Below are 16,046 nucleotides of genomic sequence, written 5' to 3' on the forward strand. Positions count from 1 at the left end.
AGGTGAAATGCACACACAAAACCTCTCCCTGATCTGCTTTCCTCACGCAGGTGGCAGCAATGCGACTTATAACGGTTGGGGATCGCGTCTCCCGGAAACCATTCGAAGAATCAAACCACGATGTTTCGACGGACCTGCCCAAAGGGCCATGTTTATCGATATCGACAGCCTGTCTACTCATATCGCTGAACAGCTCGAGCATGAGAGCCAGCCACTCGCTCTGTATGGTCATAGCTTGGGTGCGATATTGGCTTATGAAGTCGCCCGCAAGCTTTCAATTCGCAATAGTGTTCAGGTGGAGCATTTATTCGTTTCGGGTAGACGCGCACCACAGTTGGCCGCACGACTGGCGCCAATCCACGACCTATCGGAGCAAAAATTTCTGGACGAATTGATGGCTTATGGCGGTGTTCCGGACGCCATCAGTACTCACCGCCGACTGTTGAATACATTGATACCGATCATCCGCAGTGATTTGGCTTTGGTAGAAACTTATCAATTCCACCCCATGCACACATTGAAATGCCCCATTAGTGCCATCTATGCCACTGATGACCCTGTGGTTGAAACTGAGGAGCTAATGGCGTGGCAGGAGAGAACAACCGGGGCCTTCGGTTTCCATGAGTTGAGCGGTGACCACTTTTTTCATTCCTCACGGCAACAAGAGTTGATCGACATAATTCATCACTCATTGAGCGCACAAAGCACCAGGAGGGTTGAATGCAAAAATTCCGTTTGATGACCGACTGCCTGGATAGCCATAGCGAACGTTACCCGGAAAAATCGGCCTATATTTTTCTTTCTGAAAAATTATTGGTGGAGAGAGAGCTGACCTTTGTACAGTTGAGAATTGCAGCGCGGCAGTTTTCTGGTCGTCTGTTGGAGACAACCCAACGTGGCGATAGAGCGTTATTAATATTCCCGGCTGGATTGGATTTCATCATCGCTTTTTTTGGCTGCCTGTACGCGGGAGTGGTCGCTGTACCGCTCTGCCCACCCAATAAAAAACGCTCACAACGCACGCTACAAGGCATCATCGACGACTGCTCTCCACGTCTGGTTATTACACTCAAAGCCCTAGGTAGCTCTCTTCGGGACCAGGACGATCAGGAGTCGTTGCCATGGCTTGAGATGGACGATTTGGGGGAGCGCCAACAGTCCGTGTTCCCCCTTGACTACTCGACAGTCGATGCTGAGGACTTGGCGTTTATCCAATATACGTCAGGTTCCACCTCCGCCCCTAAAGGCGTCATGGTGACGCATGCAAATATTGTTGAGAATCAAACAATGATTCGCGATGCGTTCAGCCATGATGAATTTTCTACCGTTATAGGGTGGGTTCCGCATTATCACGACCAGGGTCTGATCGGTAATATTTTTCAACCGATGTTTGTCGGCGCAACCAGTGTTCTGATGTCGCCTGTGACATTTATGCGCTGGCCATTACGCTGGCTTCAAGCAATATCTATTTATCGAGCACATACAAGCGGCGGACCAAACTTTGCTTTTGGTAGCTGTGTTAAAGCCCTCGAGCGAAAACCGGATATCGAATTGGATCTGAGCACTTGGCAAATCGCATTCAATGGTGCTGAGCCAATTCGTAACGATACACTGAGTGAATTTCAGGCCGCTTTCCAGCGATTCGGGTTCAGCGCGAAGGCTGTTTATCCCTGTTATGGTTTGGCCGAATGCACGTTACAAGCCTCAGGAGGCGTCAAGGGAACAGGTCCGATTACACTAAACGTTGACGGCCAGGCGTTGCGTGATGGAAAGATTCTGCCGACGGATGCAACATCCTGCAAAACGCTAGTGGGTTCGGGTAAGGCGTTGCCGGGAACACGTATAGAAATTGTTGATCCAGTCACTCGGAAAGCCAATGCGCCATTGGAAATTGGCGAGATCTGGATAGCGGGCCCCCACATTGCACAGGGTTACTGGAACCAGAAACTTCTTACAGCTAGCACCTTCGCAAACCGTTTATCGGGGAACCTGCAGCCGCCTTACTTACGTACCGGAGACCTCGGATTTGTTCACCAGGGAGAGTTATACGTAACGGGCAGAATAAAAGACATGGTCATTATTCGCGGTAGAAATTATTATCCACACGATATCGAGCACAATGTTTCGGCCGCTCATCATAGTCTCGAAGAATCAGCATGTGCGGTGTTTTCAGTCTCAGATGCTGAAGATAAACTGATTGTCGTTCAAGAAGTGCGCAGAGAGTGGAGAAAGAAAATCAAGCGAGACGAAATTATCTCGAGCATTCGGCAGGCAGTGGTTTTAAATAATGAGATTACTCCCCACGATATCGTTTTATTAATGCCTGGAAAACTACTGAAAACCAGTAGTGGCAAGGTCATGCGCAATGCAATACGCACTCAATACATCGAAAATAAACTCGAGCGATGGCTTGGTTGATACCGCTCACAAATACAGGTTCTAAGGATGCATATGGAAGATTTCGCAGCAAGCAATCCCGACTTTGACAAGCACGTCCAAGACGCAGTGCTCAGTATGCCAGCGGCAAAATTGCTGGGATTTCATTACAACTACCTGAAACCGGGTCATTGTGAAATCGAGCAGCCAGCGCGCAAAGAACTCACTCAGCATAATGGCTACTTTCAAGGGGGTATCGTGGGAACATTAGCAGATTTTGCCGGAGGTTCGGCCGCCGGAACCCTATTGCCTCCAGGCTGGATAAATATGACTACGGATTTCACTGTCAAACTCGTTGCCCCGGCGGATGGTGAAAAGCTACTAGCCAGGGGGAGAGTCATCAGTGCATCAAACACTACCACGGTTGCGGCTGCCGATTTGTTTGCCGTGAAACAAGGCAAGGAAACCCTCTGCGCCACCGCTCTGGTCACTATGCGAAATATTCCCTTTAAGGTATGAAGACGCTATTTGTATAGTGCCGCAAACACAGCAGAGTCCGGATACCGACAATAACGAAGCGTTAAACCGCACGGACTTTCCGAGATAAGGCGTCAGATCAAAATCAACCATTACCCATACACCACCCTCGTAATCTGGGTTGCCCATATGCACGTCTACTTCTTTCGCCTGAGGCAAGGCATCGCCATCTGCAACCATTCCTTCCAAATGCAGTGCCAATGCCTCATGCACATTCTCCAGCGCTTCTGAAAAGATGCTGCCGGCAGAGAGGCAACCTGCGACGTCTGGCACAGTCACGCTATGATCGGAATCGCTGTCTTTATGTATTACGACTGGAAATTTCATAGGCTATTGCCTCTAAAACAGATGTTACTAACGCGTGAAGCGTACAAAGGCTGCAACAACCCGACCTCCCCTGTGCCTTTCGTGTCTATGGCACAACAACATACCTCTCCTGCAAGCCTCCAATACACACAACAATGCCTGAAATTTGAGCTGCGAAGAAAGGAACGTACTTGGCCAGTGACTTGATACACCCATCGATATTGTCGTTGGATCCCGGCTTCACTGGCTGAGCCCCATGGGGTCGAAGCTGGGCTTGGAAAAGTCGCAGTGCAGGATGCAGAGTTGGGCGATCTGCGCGCTAAAGCCGGCAATGCTGTCTTCGCCCAGGTACACCGCGTTGTACTGAATCAGTGGGCTGGGTTCGTCCAGGGTGATCTCACGCAGTAGGTTCTTGCGCGCTAAATCGCTGAAATACAGCGATGGCAAGTAGCTGACACCGAAGCCGAGTATGGTCAGGGTCGCCAGGGAGATCAGGCTGTTACCGGCGTACACCTTGCGAATTCGGGCGGTTTTCTCCTTAAACCAGGCGTCGTAGACCACGTCCACACCGGAACGACCGGTCTGCGTCAGGATCGGGTACTGCGCCAACTCATCGAAACTCAGGCGCTCGCCCTGGTTGTCGATCAGGTCGGGACGGCACATCCACGACAACCGCATTTCCTGAAGCGGCACCGCCACCACTCGATCTGCCGAGAACACCTTGGGCACTATCACCAGGTCGACTTGGCCAGCCTGGAGTTTTTCGACCAGGTTGATGCTCAGGTCGATCTCCGGTTCGAAAGAGATATCCGGGTAGCGCTCACGAAACGCCTGTACCAGTTGTGGTAGCCAGGTCAGTGCGATCAGCTCGGTGACGCCGACTCGGAAGCGTTTGACCTGGGCCGATTCCTTGCCCATGCGCGCGAGCAGGCGGTCGCGGTTGCGCAACATTTCCTCTGCTTGCTCGACGAATTCGAGGCCGTCGTGGGTCAGCTTCACCCGTCGTTTGGAGCGGTCGAACAAGGCCTTGCCGAGGAAGATTTCCAGCTCCGAAACCCGTTTGGAAATGGCCGACTCGCTGGTGTGCAGGCGCTCTGCCGCGGCGGCGAAGGTCCCCAGGCGCGCGCCCCAGAATACCGCTTCCAGTTGTTTGAAACTGAGCATGGCAGAGCGTCCTGAAGCATGAGAAGGGATGACTCTAACATGAATAAAAGTAGTCATTCATGCTGATATTTAATCACTTTTACTCTTTGCCAGTAAAATCCATACTCCACCTCGTACTCACCGTTTGGTCTCGGCCAAGGGTGTATTGAGTCAGTGAGTGGCCTTAGGCGCTCCTTGTATTACTGCTATCGCTTGAAGGGGCTGGTCCTTGAACGGATTGACTATCGCCGAAAAAATTCTCTCACGCTCTCTGGGCCGAACGGTCGAGGCGGGCGAATTAGTGATCTGCCAGCCCGACTTTGCCATGGGCACCGATGGGTCGATTCCCATGGCCCTGGATTACCTCAAGCAAATGACTGGCGGGCTACTGCGCAAGCCCCGTTACCCCGAGCGCCTGCTGTTTGCCCTGGATCATTACGGCGCAGCCTCGGGCACCAAGGCTTTGGGCTTGCAGGAGCTGGCCCGGGACTATGCCAAGGCCCATTGTGTGGCGGTGGCCGATGTTGGACAGGGCATTGGGCATCAACTGGTCATGGAGTTGGGCCACGCCCGGCCAGGGCGGATAATGGTCGGTGCCGACTCTCACAGTACTTCCTATGGTGCCTTTAACGCCTTCGCCACCGGCATAGGCTCCTCCGACCTGGCGGGCATCCTGCTCTGTGGCCAGGTTTGGTTCAAAGTGCCGGCGAGCATTCGTGTGGTGCTGCACGGGCGGCTCACACCAGGGGTTGCGGCCAAGGATCTGGCTCTGCATCTTGCTCGTCACTTGCGCGCCGACGGCGCCAACTATTGTGCTCTGGAGTTTGCCGGGGTCGGGGTCGGCAGCCTGGATATGGACGACCGCATTGTGCTCGCCAACATGGCGGTGGAGATGGGCGCCAAGGTCGGCCTGTTCCCCTGTGATCAGTTGACTCACCAGTGGCTGGCTGCCCTGGGTGTGACCGATTACCAACCCGTCGAGGCCGACGCCGATGCTCGCTACCTGAGCAGTCTGGAGGTCGATCTGGGCCAGGTGCGAGCACAGGTCGCGCTGCCGCATAGGGTCGATAATGTAATCGATGTGCGCGATGTCAGCGCCACCAAGGTGGATATGGTCTACCTGGGCACCTGCACCGGTGGCCGGGTGAAGGACTACCGCGAGGCGCTGGTCGAATTGCAGGCCAGGGGTGGTATCGCTAAAGGTGTGCAACTGGTGGTCACCCCGGCCTCCGAGGCGGTGCGTGCGCAATTGGCCAGCGAGGGCCTGTTGGCGGCCTTCGAGCAAATGGGCGCGACCATACAGCCGCCCGGTTGTGGTTCCTGTTGCGGTACCTGCGGGGTCATTCCGGCCTCGCAAAGCACGGTGCTGTCCACCGCCAACCGTAATTTCAAGGGCCGCATGGGCAACGCCGAGGCCGCTATCTATCTGGCGTCACCACGGGTCTGTGCCATCGCTGCGGCCACGGGTGAGCTGAATGCCGAGGGAGTCCCTGTATGAGTTTGTTACCCATCAATGGCCGAGCCCGAGTCTTCGCCGACGACATCAACACCGACTACATCATCTCCTCCCATCGTAAGAAGGAGACCATCGATCCTCAGGTGCTTAAACAGTACCTGCTTGAGGACGCCCAGCCAGGTTTCGCCCGGACCCTGGGTAAAAGCGACATTTTGGTGGCAGGCAAGAACTTCGGTTGTGGCTCGGCCATGGAGGTGGCGGTCACGGTGGTGCTGGCGGCGGGTATTCGCGCAGTGGTGGCCCAGAGCTTTTCCCGTACCTATCTGCGTAATGCCCTGAACAATGGACTGATGCCGGTAGTGGCTGACACCCGGACGATTGTCGAAGGTGCGCCGCTGAGTTTAAGACTGGATGAGCAGGGCCGTTTGCTGCTGGAGCATGGCCAGGCTGAACCGATTGTTTGTGAGCCGTTGCCCGCCTTCGTGCTGAGCATGCTCCAGGCCGGTGGGCTGGTGGCCTACCTGAAAGACCAAGGGAGTTTGCTAGCTTCGTAAAGGGATAGATTGTGGTGCATGACCAATAATTAAAACAAAGGTGATCAAGATGATGCGCAATGCAATAGCCGTTTCCCTCGCCATGCTCTGTAGCTTCGGCGTCGCGGCCGAGGAAATTGGCAGTACCCTGAGCAAGATCAAGACCGATGGCGTGATGGTGTTGGGCTATCGTGAATCGTCGGTACCCTGGTCCTATATCGACAGTAACAGCAATCAGGTAGTGGGCTACGCCCGAGACATCAGCCTGCAGGTGGTGGAGGCAATCAAGAAGAAGCTCAACTTGCCGGAGTTGCAATTACGCTCGATCCCGATTAACGCGCAAAATCGTATTTCCTTGATGCAGAATGGCACTCTGGACTTGGAGTGTAACGCCACCACCAACAATGCCGAGCGACGCCGCCAGGTAGCGTTCTCCACCACCATTGCAATCACCGAAACCCAGTTGCTGACGCGCAAGGACTCGGGGATCAAATCCCTTAAAGACCTCGATGGCAAGTCCGTGGTGGTTACTGCGGGCAGCACCTCGGAGCGTTTCATGCGCCTCTATGTGCAAGAGCACAACATGAAGACCAACGTGATCAGCGCCCGGGACCATTCGCAGTCGTTCGTCATGCTGCAAACCAACCGTGCAGCGGCCTTCTTTATGGACCGTGACGTGCTCGCGGCGCTGTTGAGCAAGGCCAAGGACTCCGATCAATACGCCCTGACAGGTGAGATGCCGACCAAGGAAACCCTGGCCTGCATGATGCGCAAGGACGATCCGCAGTTTAAGGCGCTGGTCGATGCCACCATCACGCAATTGCACCTCAGTGGCGAGACGCAGCGCCTGTACCACAAATGGTTCCTCGAACCCATCGCGCCGGACGGCATAGTGCTCAACACGCCGGAGAGCGACGCGATGAAAGCGCTGTTCGCTCACCCCAGCGACAAGACCTTCGAAGACGAGTAACACCACGCTTTGCCCTGGCTAGCGACCGCGTTAGCCATCGATTCCATCCGAGCCTTGCCCGGCGCCCTGCCTTTGTCGCGCGCCATGGCTTCGCTCGGTCTGTAAAAGCCAATGGGCTGTCCCTGGAGCATGCATTATGTTGAAAATTGCCGACCGCATTAATCGAATCAAACCCTCGCCCAGCTCCATGGCTGGCCAGTACGCCCGCGAGCTGAAGGCTGCCGGTAGGGACATTCTCGGGCTGCTTTCCGGCGAGCCGGACTTCGACACCCCGGACAATATCAAGCAAGCTGCCTCCCGCGCCCTGGCCGAGGGCAAGACCAAGTACACCGACGTGGCTGGCACCCCCGAGCTGCGTGCGGCCATCGCCAGCAAGTTCAAGCGCGAGAACCAGCTTGAGTACACTGCCAACGAAATCATCGTCAGCACCGGCGGCAAGCAGGTCATTTTCAACGCGCTGATGTGCACGGTGCAGGCTGGTGATGAAGTACTGATCCCGTCGCCTTATTGGGTGTCCTACCCGGATATGACGCTATTGGCAGAGGGCACGCCGAAGTTCGTTGCCTGCCACGCGGAGAATGCCTTCAAGCTGCGCGCCAAAGACCTGGAGGCAAGCATCACGGAGCGTACCCGGTGGTTGATCCTCAATGCACCGAACAACCCCAGTGGCGCCCTGTACACCGAAGAGGAGATGCGTGAACTGACCGATGTGTTGCTGCGTCATCCCCACGTATGGGTGATGACTGACGATATATACGAGCATCTCGTCTATGACCAGCGCCGCTTCGTTACCCCGGCCCAGGTCGAACCCCGGCTCAAGGATCGCACCCTGACCATCAACGGGGTTTCCAAGGCCTATGCCATGACCGGTTGGCGAATCGGCTATGCCGGCGGCCCCGCGGCCCTGATCAAGGCCATGGTCAAGCTGCAGTCGCAGAGCACCTCCAACCCGTCCACCGGCGCCCAAGCCGGCGCCCTCGAAGCCCTGACAGGCCCACAGGACTTCCCCCGCGCATCGCGTATTGAGTTCCAGGCGCGGCGTGACTATGTGGTCGCGCGGCTCAATGCGATCCCCGGCATCCGTTGCCACAGTCCGGAAGGGGCCTTCTATGTGTTCCCTCGTTGCAGCGCCTTGTTCGGCTCTAAAACCCCAGCGGGCAAGGTCATTAACAATAGCGATGACTTCGTTATCTACCTGCTCGAAGAAGTTGGGTTGGCGGTGTTGCAGGGCTCGGCCTATGGTGTTGACGAGCACTTTCGCATCTCCTTCGCCACCTCCATGGAGGCCCTGCGCGAAGGCTGCGATCGCTTGGAGAAGGCTTGTTCGCGACTTATATATTGAGGGGCAGAGCCGCTTCGCCTGATATCCACTTGGGCCTGTGTTGATCCCGCCCAAAGCTCATTAGCGACAGATACGTCCGAGTCCTGTGTAGTACCCGGGCGCGCAGAGAACAGCGATGAATTATAACTGGCACTGGGGCGTTTTTTTCAATGAGGCCTGGCCCGGCCAAACCTATCTCGATTGGGTGCTTTCCGGTCTGGCGGTGACCGTATCCGTAGGCTTGCTAGCCTGGTGCATCGGCCTGCTGCTGGGGATTGTAATGGGTGTGTTACGCACCGTGCCCAATCGCTGGGTATCTGCCGTAGCGGCTGCCTATGTGGAGCTGTTTCGCAACATTCCACTGCTGGTGCAGCTGTTTATCTGGTACTTCGTGGTGCCGGAGCTGTTGCCCCTGAGTTGGGGAACGCAGATCAAGAGCATCGACCCCTTCCTGCAGCAGTTTTTTGCTGCGGTATTGTGCCTGGGTATGTACACCTCGGCGCGTATCTGTGAGCAGGTGCGCGCCGGCATCGAGTCCCTGCCTCCCGGCCAGCGTAATGCCGGCCTGGCCCTGGGCATGACGCTGCCACAAACCTATCGCTATGTGCTGTTGCCGGTGTCGTTGCGGGTGATTGTGCCGCCGCTGACCTCCGAGTGTATGACGGTGTTCAAGAACTCGGCCGTGGCCTCGATGATCGGCCTGCTGGACCTCACCGCCCAGGGCCGGCAGTTGGTGGATTACACCTCCCAGCCCTATGAGACCTTCACCATGGTCACCGTGCTTTACATCATGGTCAGCGGCTCGGCGATGCTGGTGATGCGCGCGGTCGAGAAGCGCACGCGTATTCCCTCCCACGTTCGCTCGCAGGAGCGCAGCTGATGAGCTATCAGTTCGATTTTTCGTTTCTTGTCGGCAACAACCTGAACTACCTGGCACAAGGCCTCTGGGTGTCGTTGCAGATCACCATAGTAGCCTTACTGGCTGGTTTGGTCTGGGGCACCGTACTGGCGCTGATGCGCCTGTCGAGCTCGCGCCTGATCTCTGGTTTCGCCACGTTGTATATCAACCTGTTCCGCTCGGTGCCACTGGTGATGGTGCTGCTGTGGTTTTTCCTGGTGGTGCCACAACTGCTACAGAGCGTATTGGGCCTGTCGCCCTCCACCGACGTGAGGATGATCTCGGCGCTCGTGGCCTTCTCGCTGTTCGAGGCGGCTTACTACGCGGAAATCATTCGTTCGGGCATCCAAAGCGTCTCCAAGGGCCAATTGGCTGCGGCCTACGCGTTGGGCATGACCCATCGCCAAACGATGCAGCTGGTGATACTGCCCCAGGCGTTTCGCAATATGGTGCCGATGCTGCTGACCCAGGCCATTGTGCTGTTTCAAGACACGGCCCTGGTGTATGTCAGCGCCCTGTCGGACTTCTTCGGTACCGCTTACAGCATTGGCGAGCGTGGTGGACGCATCGTCGAAGCGCTGCTATTGGCCGGCGCGGTGTATTTCGTCTTGTGCTTCTGCGCCTCGCTATTGGTTAAATTTTGCCGCAAGAGAACCGCGCTATGATCGAATTAACAAATATCAGCAAATGGTACGGCCCCTTTCAGGTGCTCAAGGATTGTTCCACTCGCGTCAATAAGGGCGAGGTGGTGGTCGTCTGCGGGCCTTCAGGTTCCGGCAAGTCAACCCTGATCAAGTGCGTCAACGGCCTGGAGGCGTTCCAGCAGGGCGATATCCTGGTCGACGGCACCTCGGTGGCGAAAACCGGCTCGGACCTGCCCAAACTACGGGCACGCGTGGGCATGGTGTTTCAGAACTTCGAGTTGTTCCCTCATCTGAGCGTGCGTGACAACCTGTCTCTGGCGCAAATCAAGGTGCTCGGCCGTTCTCGCGACGAGGCCATGGAACATGGCCTGGCCTATCTCGACCGTGTTGGGCTGCGCGCCCACGCCGAAAAATTCCCTGGGCAACTGTCCGGTGGCCAGCAGCAGCGCGTGGCCATTGCCAGGGCGCTATCCATGGACCCGATCTGCATGCTGTTCGATGAGCCCACCTCGGCCCTGGACCCGGAAATGGTCAACGAGGTGCTGGATGTAATGGTCGGTCTCGCCAAGGAAGGCATGACCATGATGTGCGTCACCCACGAAATGGGGTTCGCCCGCCAGGTCGCCGACCGTGTGGTGTTTATGGACGCCGGCAGCATCATCGAGGACTGCGAGACCGAAACTTTCTTCGGCGATATCGATACGCGCTGTGAACGCGCCCGGCATTTTCTTTCCCGCATTCTGCCCCACTAGTGGCTTATTTGAATAAGTAGCCGGAGATCTCATGAACGATAACAACGTAACCAGCAATGACTGGCCCGCCGGCTGGCGAATCAACCCACGGCCCGAGTCGTTGAGCCCTGAGCTGGTGGCCGCTTTTGGCGAGATGCCCGTTGCGGCAGTGGGCGATGCCATGAGCCGCAATGTCGGCGCCATGGGCCTGAACCGCTATCACGGGCAGATCGATACCCTGATGTGCGGCCCAGCGCTGACCGTGCGCGTGCGCCCAGGTGACAACCTGATGATCCACAAGGCCCTGATGATGGCCAAGCCCGGCGACGTACTGGTAGTCGATGGCGGCGGCGATCTGAGCCAGGCGCTGGTCGGCGGCTTGATTCGCACCACCTGCGTGACCCGCCGTCTGGCCGGTTTGGTGATTAACGGGGCAATCCGCGACCTCGCGGAGTGGGCCGAGCCAGGCATGCCGATCTTCGCCAAGGGCCACACCCATCGTGGCCCGAGCAAGGACGGTCCGGGGGAGGTCAATGTGGTGATTTCCTGCGCCGGCTTGGTGGTCAATCCCGGCGACCTGATTATTGGCGATGCCGACGGCGTGATCGCCGTACCGGCCGCCGAAGCCGAGTCAGTGTTGCAGCGCACCCGTGCGCACTTGGCCAAGGAAGAGGCGATCCGCGTGGTCAATCAGTCGGACAACCCCGACACCGAGCGGTTTGACTCTATTCTGCGCGGTAAAGGCCTGCCCATTCCGTGACGTCAGCAGCAACGCCCCACGATTGCGGGGCGTTGCTGCTCAGATCTCGCCGCACCCAATGAGCATAGCCGCCGGACCGCCCCAAGTGGAACCAGTCAGTGCCGCAAAACGGCTGTACGCTCGTCGATAGGGTCAAGAAAGCCAGGGATGCTCACCGCCAGCAATGGCAACAGCGTGGGCAGCAGCAATGTGTGGTGGAAGGCACCAAAGAGAATACTTGAGCGGTATAGCTTGTTGCTGAAAATACCCCGGGTGGGTTGCTCCAGATCCGGCCCCAGGATAGCGGCAGCGATGACATAGACGACGCCCAACAACATGATCAACTCAAGGTAGCTTTCCTTGTAGTTGGCTATCCTGAAAAAGCCGAGAAAGCTCACGCGTAGCGAAAACCGACAGAACAGCGCGCCCCAGGCAAGCATGAGCGCCAGCAGCAGCAGATCCTTTTCGTAAATCCAGGCGGTTTTCTTCAGGTAGTCCAGTTGTCCCTGGGCAATGAAGTAGCCTTCTGCCCGTGCGATGACTGGCAGCCAGCGATGCAGGTCGCTGCCAAGGATGATATCACTGTAGAAAATGCCAAGGCTGCTCAACCACGACACAACCAAATAGGTACCCCACCCGTACACAAGCGCTTTCACCGCCATTTTCCGAATCCCTTGTGTTGTGATTGTCAATCACCCGCATAGCTCCTGACCGACAGCGATTGCGCTGCATCAAACCTCGCCAGCAAAGCACATTTTTAATTTATGGTAACAATAATCATTATTTATAGAGCGCCAGCATTTTGGCATAACCGCACGTTTTTGGCTGCTGATTCCTTCTTCTGATATGGCTTACTCTTTCAGGGGATTGGGTCTGGATCGACCGGCATCTGCGTGCCGACGATGGGAAAAGGCGGCTAGCTGCTCCGGGAAGGCCGCCTGCTGGCGGGCAGGGTTGGTGGTTGTGCGCGAAATGTATCTGCGCTCACTCATGCGGCGTTGAAAGCTGGCTCGTCATGCTCAATGACCAGTCCTCAACCGCGCTTGCTCGCCTGCTTTCGCCTGGCCGGCCTTCGCTTGCAAATACTTCCAACAGTCTCTACGAAGCAACGAAATTATGTGCCGGCGTACAAATTGTCCGAATAAGCTTTAAGCGAATGTAAGAAAAGCAAATAACATAATTAGCAAAACAGTCTAAAGATCCGACCACTGGAAATCATCACCTATCAAAACAACCGCCAAAACTCACAACCGTATAGCAAAACCGTATAACCCACTGTCAACATTGACAGTAGACAACACCCACTTGTCTTTTAAAATATTATCTAGCTGATGAATTCCATGAGTCACTTCTGCTTTTTCATTGATCAGCTATTTAAAAACACCCAATGGAGAAACATCATGACTGTCTCGGCACCTGTATTTACCTATCCCCCAGACCGCTCACCAGGCATGGGCCCTACTCCGACGATTTTTGGAACTGGGACCCCGAATAGTACGGTCACTATCTATGAAACCAATACATGGAATGCGCTGGGCTCTACCATAGTAGGGGCTGATGGAGCATGGGCCATCGGAGTTACTGTTCCAAAACAAAACCCTGGAGCATTCAATGCGTTCGGTGCCCAGGCGACCTTTCAAGGTGAGACATCCGGTTGGGCCACTGATTTGACCCTGTACGTCTAAAACAGAGCGGCTTTATTAACTGGTTGTACTTCTCATCATGCACCAGAAGTCTGATTTATCTTTTTTCCAGGTAAATCAGACTTCCAATAAAGCAATAAGCATTGTTCTCCAGGACAAACAAAGCCAGTGATTACCTCACCATCGAGCCACGGTAATCAGTCGCACTTGCACAGACAAATGGCTTGTCAAATGGCTGATCAAACATAATCGTTGTAATATCATTTGAGAAACCGCATCGTACTTTCCTGGATCGGCGTATTCGGACGGATACTCGATATGTCGCGATAAGTCATCGATGTTTGCGCACGTCATTGTTATATCTTCCAGTGACCGCGTGATCCTGTCGAGTTTCGCCTTTCGTCTCAGCAACCTCTCCAGGATTTTGATCGGCAGCATCAACCCAAAGCGGCAGGCAAAGCGTGAAGGTTGTCCCCCGGCCTTCGAGGCTGTCACAACGAATGCAACCGTCATGTCGGTCGATCACCGCCTTGACCATCGCCATTCCCAGGCCCAACCCTTCGGTGTCGTGAGCCGAGGTAAAGCGTCTGTAGGGGTCGAAGATGCACGGCAACTCGACGGCGCTGATACCTGAGCCCTGATCGCTGATACTGCAGGCCAACTGATTGTCCGTCACCTTCAGGTCGAGGCTGACGAACGTGCCGGAAGGGCTGTACTTGATGGCGTTTTCAAGCAGGTTGAACAGCGCTCTGGTGAGCAGCGCGGCATCGGCGCACACCAGACTTTCATCGGCCTCGCCGAGCTGATGACGCAGTTCGATACCCTTGAGCTGCGCCAACGGCGCCACCTGGTCGAAGGCATCCAGGACCAACATGGCGAACAGCACCGGCTGGAACCGATAGGCTTCCGACTCGGCTTTGGCCAGGTGCACGAAGGCCTCGGTCAGGCCCAGGGCCCGGCGGACCTGTTGTTCAATCTGTCGATGCAGCGGCGTATCGCAGTGCTGCTCGCGCTGCACATCCAACAGCGCCAGGATCGCCGAATGCGGCGCACGAAGGTCATGGGACAGAAAGCGCAGCAGCGCCGCCCGCTGCTGCTCGGCCTCGCGCTCCAAGGTCAGGTCCGCCAGACTGAACAGCCAGCCGATAGCGACTTCATCTTGCGCCGACCGCAGCGGCGCAAGGTCCAGGTGCAGGGTACGTTGGCGGCTGTCACGAAACTCCTGGCTGACCAGCGCGGACAATACCGGGCTCTCTGGCCCGTTCATGCCGGGGAAGCCGAGACGCGCCAGCACATCGATCCAATCCTCGCCGACCAACGCCGACCCCAGCAGCTTGCGGGCGCTGCGGTTGGCCAGGAGCACCTGGCCGCGGATGTCGCTGATCAGTGTTGCGACAGGTAGGCATTCCAGGCCATCGGCGATGAATCGGCGGGTATCGCGGGTGCGCCCGAGGGCCTGCTCCAGCGCAGCGATGCGGCCTTGCAAGACATCGCCCTTGGGCATGCTCGACCGGTGGCGTTCAGGCAAGATCACCGGCTCCTCATTCAGGCGGGCCAGCTCCCAGCCGAAGTAGGCCAGCACCGCACTCAGGCGCCGCCAGTTCCAGATCAGATACGCCAGCAGAAAACCGCTCAAACTCGCTGCCGGCGACCACCACAAGCCAAGGCGCAACAGGCCCCAGGCACCTGCCAGCACCGTGACCATGCAGGCCAGCGTCAGCCACAACGCATGACGCGCACATAACAATAGACCGCCCAACAGCAGCGCCACCGCCGACACGGACAACAGCAGGCTCGACAGCGGTGTCAGTTCGACAATGCTGCGCTGCTGCAACAGGCCATTGAGCAGGTTGGCCTGAATCTCCACCCCAGCGGTGGTTCCGGCCTGCTCGGAGACCGGTGTGACATAACGATCCCCCAGGCCCGGCGCGGTGGCGCCCACCAGGATCAGCCGGTCACGCAACAACTGCGGTGGTACCTCACCGCGCAACACACTGATATAGGGCACGCTGGGGAAGCTGCCGGCAGCGCCGACAAAGGGCAGCAGGATTTCATTCTGGCGCTGCCAGCCGTGGGCTTCGACGGGCCCCGCGACACCCGGCATCGATTGCCGCTCGCCCACCGGCAGCGCCATCTGATAAGCCAGCCAGGCCAACTGCCCACGAGGTTGCCCGACCGGCCCTTCGCGCAGGAAAACCCCACGCACTACACCATCGCTATCCGCCTCGACGTTGATATGACCAACGGCCCGAGCACAGCGCCGTAACGGTTCGATCGGCCCGATTTCCCGCAACTGCGTGGCAAATCGCGGCACGCCTTCGCGCAACAGCGGCAAGACCACGTTACCGGCGCCACACAACGCCTTTGCCAGGCGTTCGTCGCCCTCGCCGGAACGCTCCGGCTCATCGAAGATGACATCGAACAGCACACCCAGGGGAGGCGCCTCGGCCAGGCGATCCAGCAATTTTGCATGCACCTCGCGAGGCCAAGGCCAGCGGCCCAGCGCCTCCAGACTGCGGTCATCGATGGTGACCAGCAGGATCCGTGGATCGACCGCAAGTACATTCAACCGGCTCAGACGATCATAGAGAAAATGGCTGAACGCCAGGTTCCGACTCAGGGAAAGCACAGCAGTCAGCGACAGCAACAGCAATCCCACCACCAGCCATTCGCGCAGCAGACCGCGAAACAGCCGCTGTGCCTGCGTCGGGTCGCGTCCCTCGATTCGCCAGAATCTCATGGATACGAG

General features: G+C 56.8%; 14 protein-coding genes and 1 pseudogene. 11 read left to right on the plus strand and 4 right to left on the minus strand.

Annotation, left to right across the window (positions count from 1 at the left end):
* Nucleotides 1–7: 7 nt before the first annotated feature.
* From AWM79_RS15870 to AWM79_RS15880, 3 genes are read left to right on the plus strand one after another with little or no spacing between them, the layout of a single operon-like run.
* Nucleotides 8–739 (plus strand): thioesterase II family protein, encoded by a 732-nt coding sequence (locus tag AWM79_RS15870; protein ID WP_082712633.1) that lies wholly within the window; start codon nt 8–10, stop codon nt 737–739.
* On the plus strand, nt 721–2,418 hold the full coding sequence (locus AWM79_RS15875; RefSeq protein ID WP_060783246.1) for a fatty acyl-AMP ligase: 1,698 nt from the start codon (nt 721–723) through the stop codon (nt 2,416–2,418). Before AWM79_RS15870 ends, AWM79_RS15875 begins: the two co-directional genes overlap by 19 nt.
* 33 nt (nt 2,419–2,451) lie before the next feature.
* Entirely contained in the window at nt 2,452–2,895 is a 444-nt protein-coding gene (locus AWM79_RS15880; protein ID WP_060783247.1) for a PaaI family thioesterase, read from the plus strand.
* 51 nt (nt 2,896–2,946) lie between these two features.
* Here AWM79_RS15880 and AWM79_RS25655 read toward each other — a convergent pair.
* Both AWM79_RS25655 and AWM79_RS15885 read right to left on the minus strand, forming a co-directional pair.
* Nucleotides 2,947–3,240, minus strand: a pseudogene (locus AWM79_RS25655) (type II toxin-antitoxin system HicB family antitoxin); the annotation flags it as partial.
* Nucleotides 3,241–3,459: 219 nt separating this feature from the next.
* The gene (locus tag AWM79_RS15885) at nt 3,460–4,383 is read right to left on the minus strand and encodes a LysR family transcriptional regulator (protein ID WP_017130397.1); all 924 of its coding nucleotides are present in this window, start codon (nt 4,381–4,383) and stop codon (nt 3,460–3,462) included.
* Nucleotides 4,384–4,591: 208 nt separating this feature from the next.
* On the opposite strand from AWM79_RS15885, the gene AWM79_RS15890 reads away from it, so the two are divergent.
* From AWM79_RS15890 to AWM79_RS15925, 8 genes are all read left to right on the plus strand, one after another.
* Nucleotides 4,592–5,860 (plus strand): 3-isopropylmalate dehydratase large subunit, encoded by a 1,269-nt coding sequence (locus AWM79_RS15890; RefSeq protein ID WP_026013010.1) that lies wholly within the window; start codon nt 4,592–4,594, stop codon nt 5,858–5,860.
* A complete protein-coding gene (locus tag AWM79_RS15895) occupies nt 5,857–6,372 on the plus strand; it encodes a LeuD/DmdB family oxidoreductase small subunit (RefSeq protein ID WP_060783248.1) in 516 nt (171 codons plus the stop codon). Before AWM79_RS15890 ends, AWM79_RS15895 begins: the two co-directional genes overlap by 4 nt.
* A 49-nt stretch (nt 6,373–6,421) precedes the next feature.
* The gene (locus tag AWM79_RS15900) at nt 6,422–7,321 is read left to right on the plus strand and encodes a transporter substrate-binding domain-containing protein (protein WP_060783249.1); all 900 of its coding nucleotides are present in this window, start codon (nt 6,422–6,424) and stop codon (nt 7,319–7,321) included.
* A gap of 136 nt (nt 7,322–7,457) precedes the next feature.
* Complete coding sequence (locus AWM79_RS15905) at nt 7,458–8,663, plus strand: pyridoxal phosphate-dependent aminotransferase (RefSeq protein WP_060783250.1); 1,206 nt, start codon at nt 7,458–7,460, stop codon at nt 8,661–8,663.
* Nucleotides 8,664–8,778: 115 nt separating this feature from the next.
* Complete coding sequence (locus AWM79_RS15910; RefSeq protein WP_017130402.1) at nt 8,779–9,522, plus strand: amino acid ABC transporter permease; 744 nt, start codon at nt 8,779–8,781, stop codon at nt 9,520–9,522.
* Nucleotides 9,522–10,205 (plus strand): glutamate/aspartate ABC transporter permease GltK, encoded by a 684-nt coding sequence (gene gltK / locus AWM79_RS15915; protein WP_060783251.1) that lies wholly within the window; start codon nt 9,522–9,524, stop codon nt 10,203–10,205. Before AWM79_RS15910 ends, gltK begins: the two co-directional genes overlap by 1 nt.
* Nucleotides 10,202–10,936: an amino acid ABC transporter ATP-binding protein gene (locus AWM79_RS15920; protein WP_017130404.1), complete on the plus strand. Its 735-nt coding sequence runs from the start codon at nt 10,202–10,204 to the stop codon at nt 10,934–10,936. The genes gltK and AWM79_RS15920 overlap by 4 nt, the downstream gene beginning before the upstream one ends.
* A gap of 31 nt (nt 10,937–10,967) precedes the next feature.
* Nucleotides 10,968–11,675: an RraA family protein gene (locus AWM79_RS15925; RefSeq protein ID WP_017130405.1), complete on the plus strand. Its 708-nt coding sequence runs from the start codon at nt 10,968–10,970 to the stop codon at nt 11,673–11,675.
* A gap of 95 nt (nt 11,676–11,770) precedes the next feature.
* On the opposite strand, the gene AWM79_RS15930 is transcribed toward AWM79_RS15925, so the two are convergent.
* Entirely contained in the window at nt 11,771–12,316 is a 546-nt protein-coding gene (locus tag AWM79_RS15930) for a hypothetical protein (protein ID WP_060783252.1), read from the minus strand.
* A 1,312-nt stretch (nt 12,317–13,628) separates the two neighbouring features.
* Nucleotides 13,629–16,037: a CHASE2 domain-containing protein gene (locus AWM79_RS15935; protein WP_060783253.1), complete on the minus strand. Its 2,409-nt coding sequence runs from the start codon at nt 16,035–16,037 to the stop codon at nt 13,629–13,631.
* Between the last annotated feature and the right edge of the window lie 9 nt (nt 16,038–16,046).

The organism is Pseudomonas agarici, assembly GCF_001543125.1.
Taxonomy (GTDB): domain Bacteria; phylum Pseudomonadota; class Gammaproteobacteria; order Pseudomonadales; family Pseudomonadaceae; genus Aquipseudomonas; species Aquipseudomonas agarici.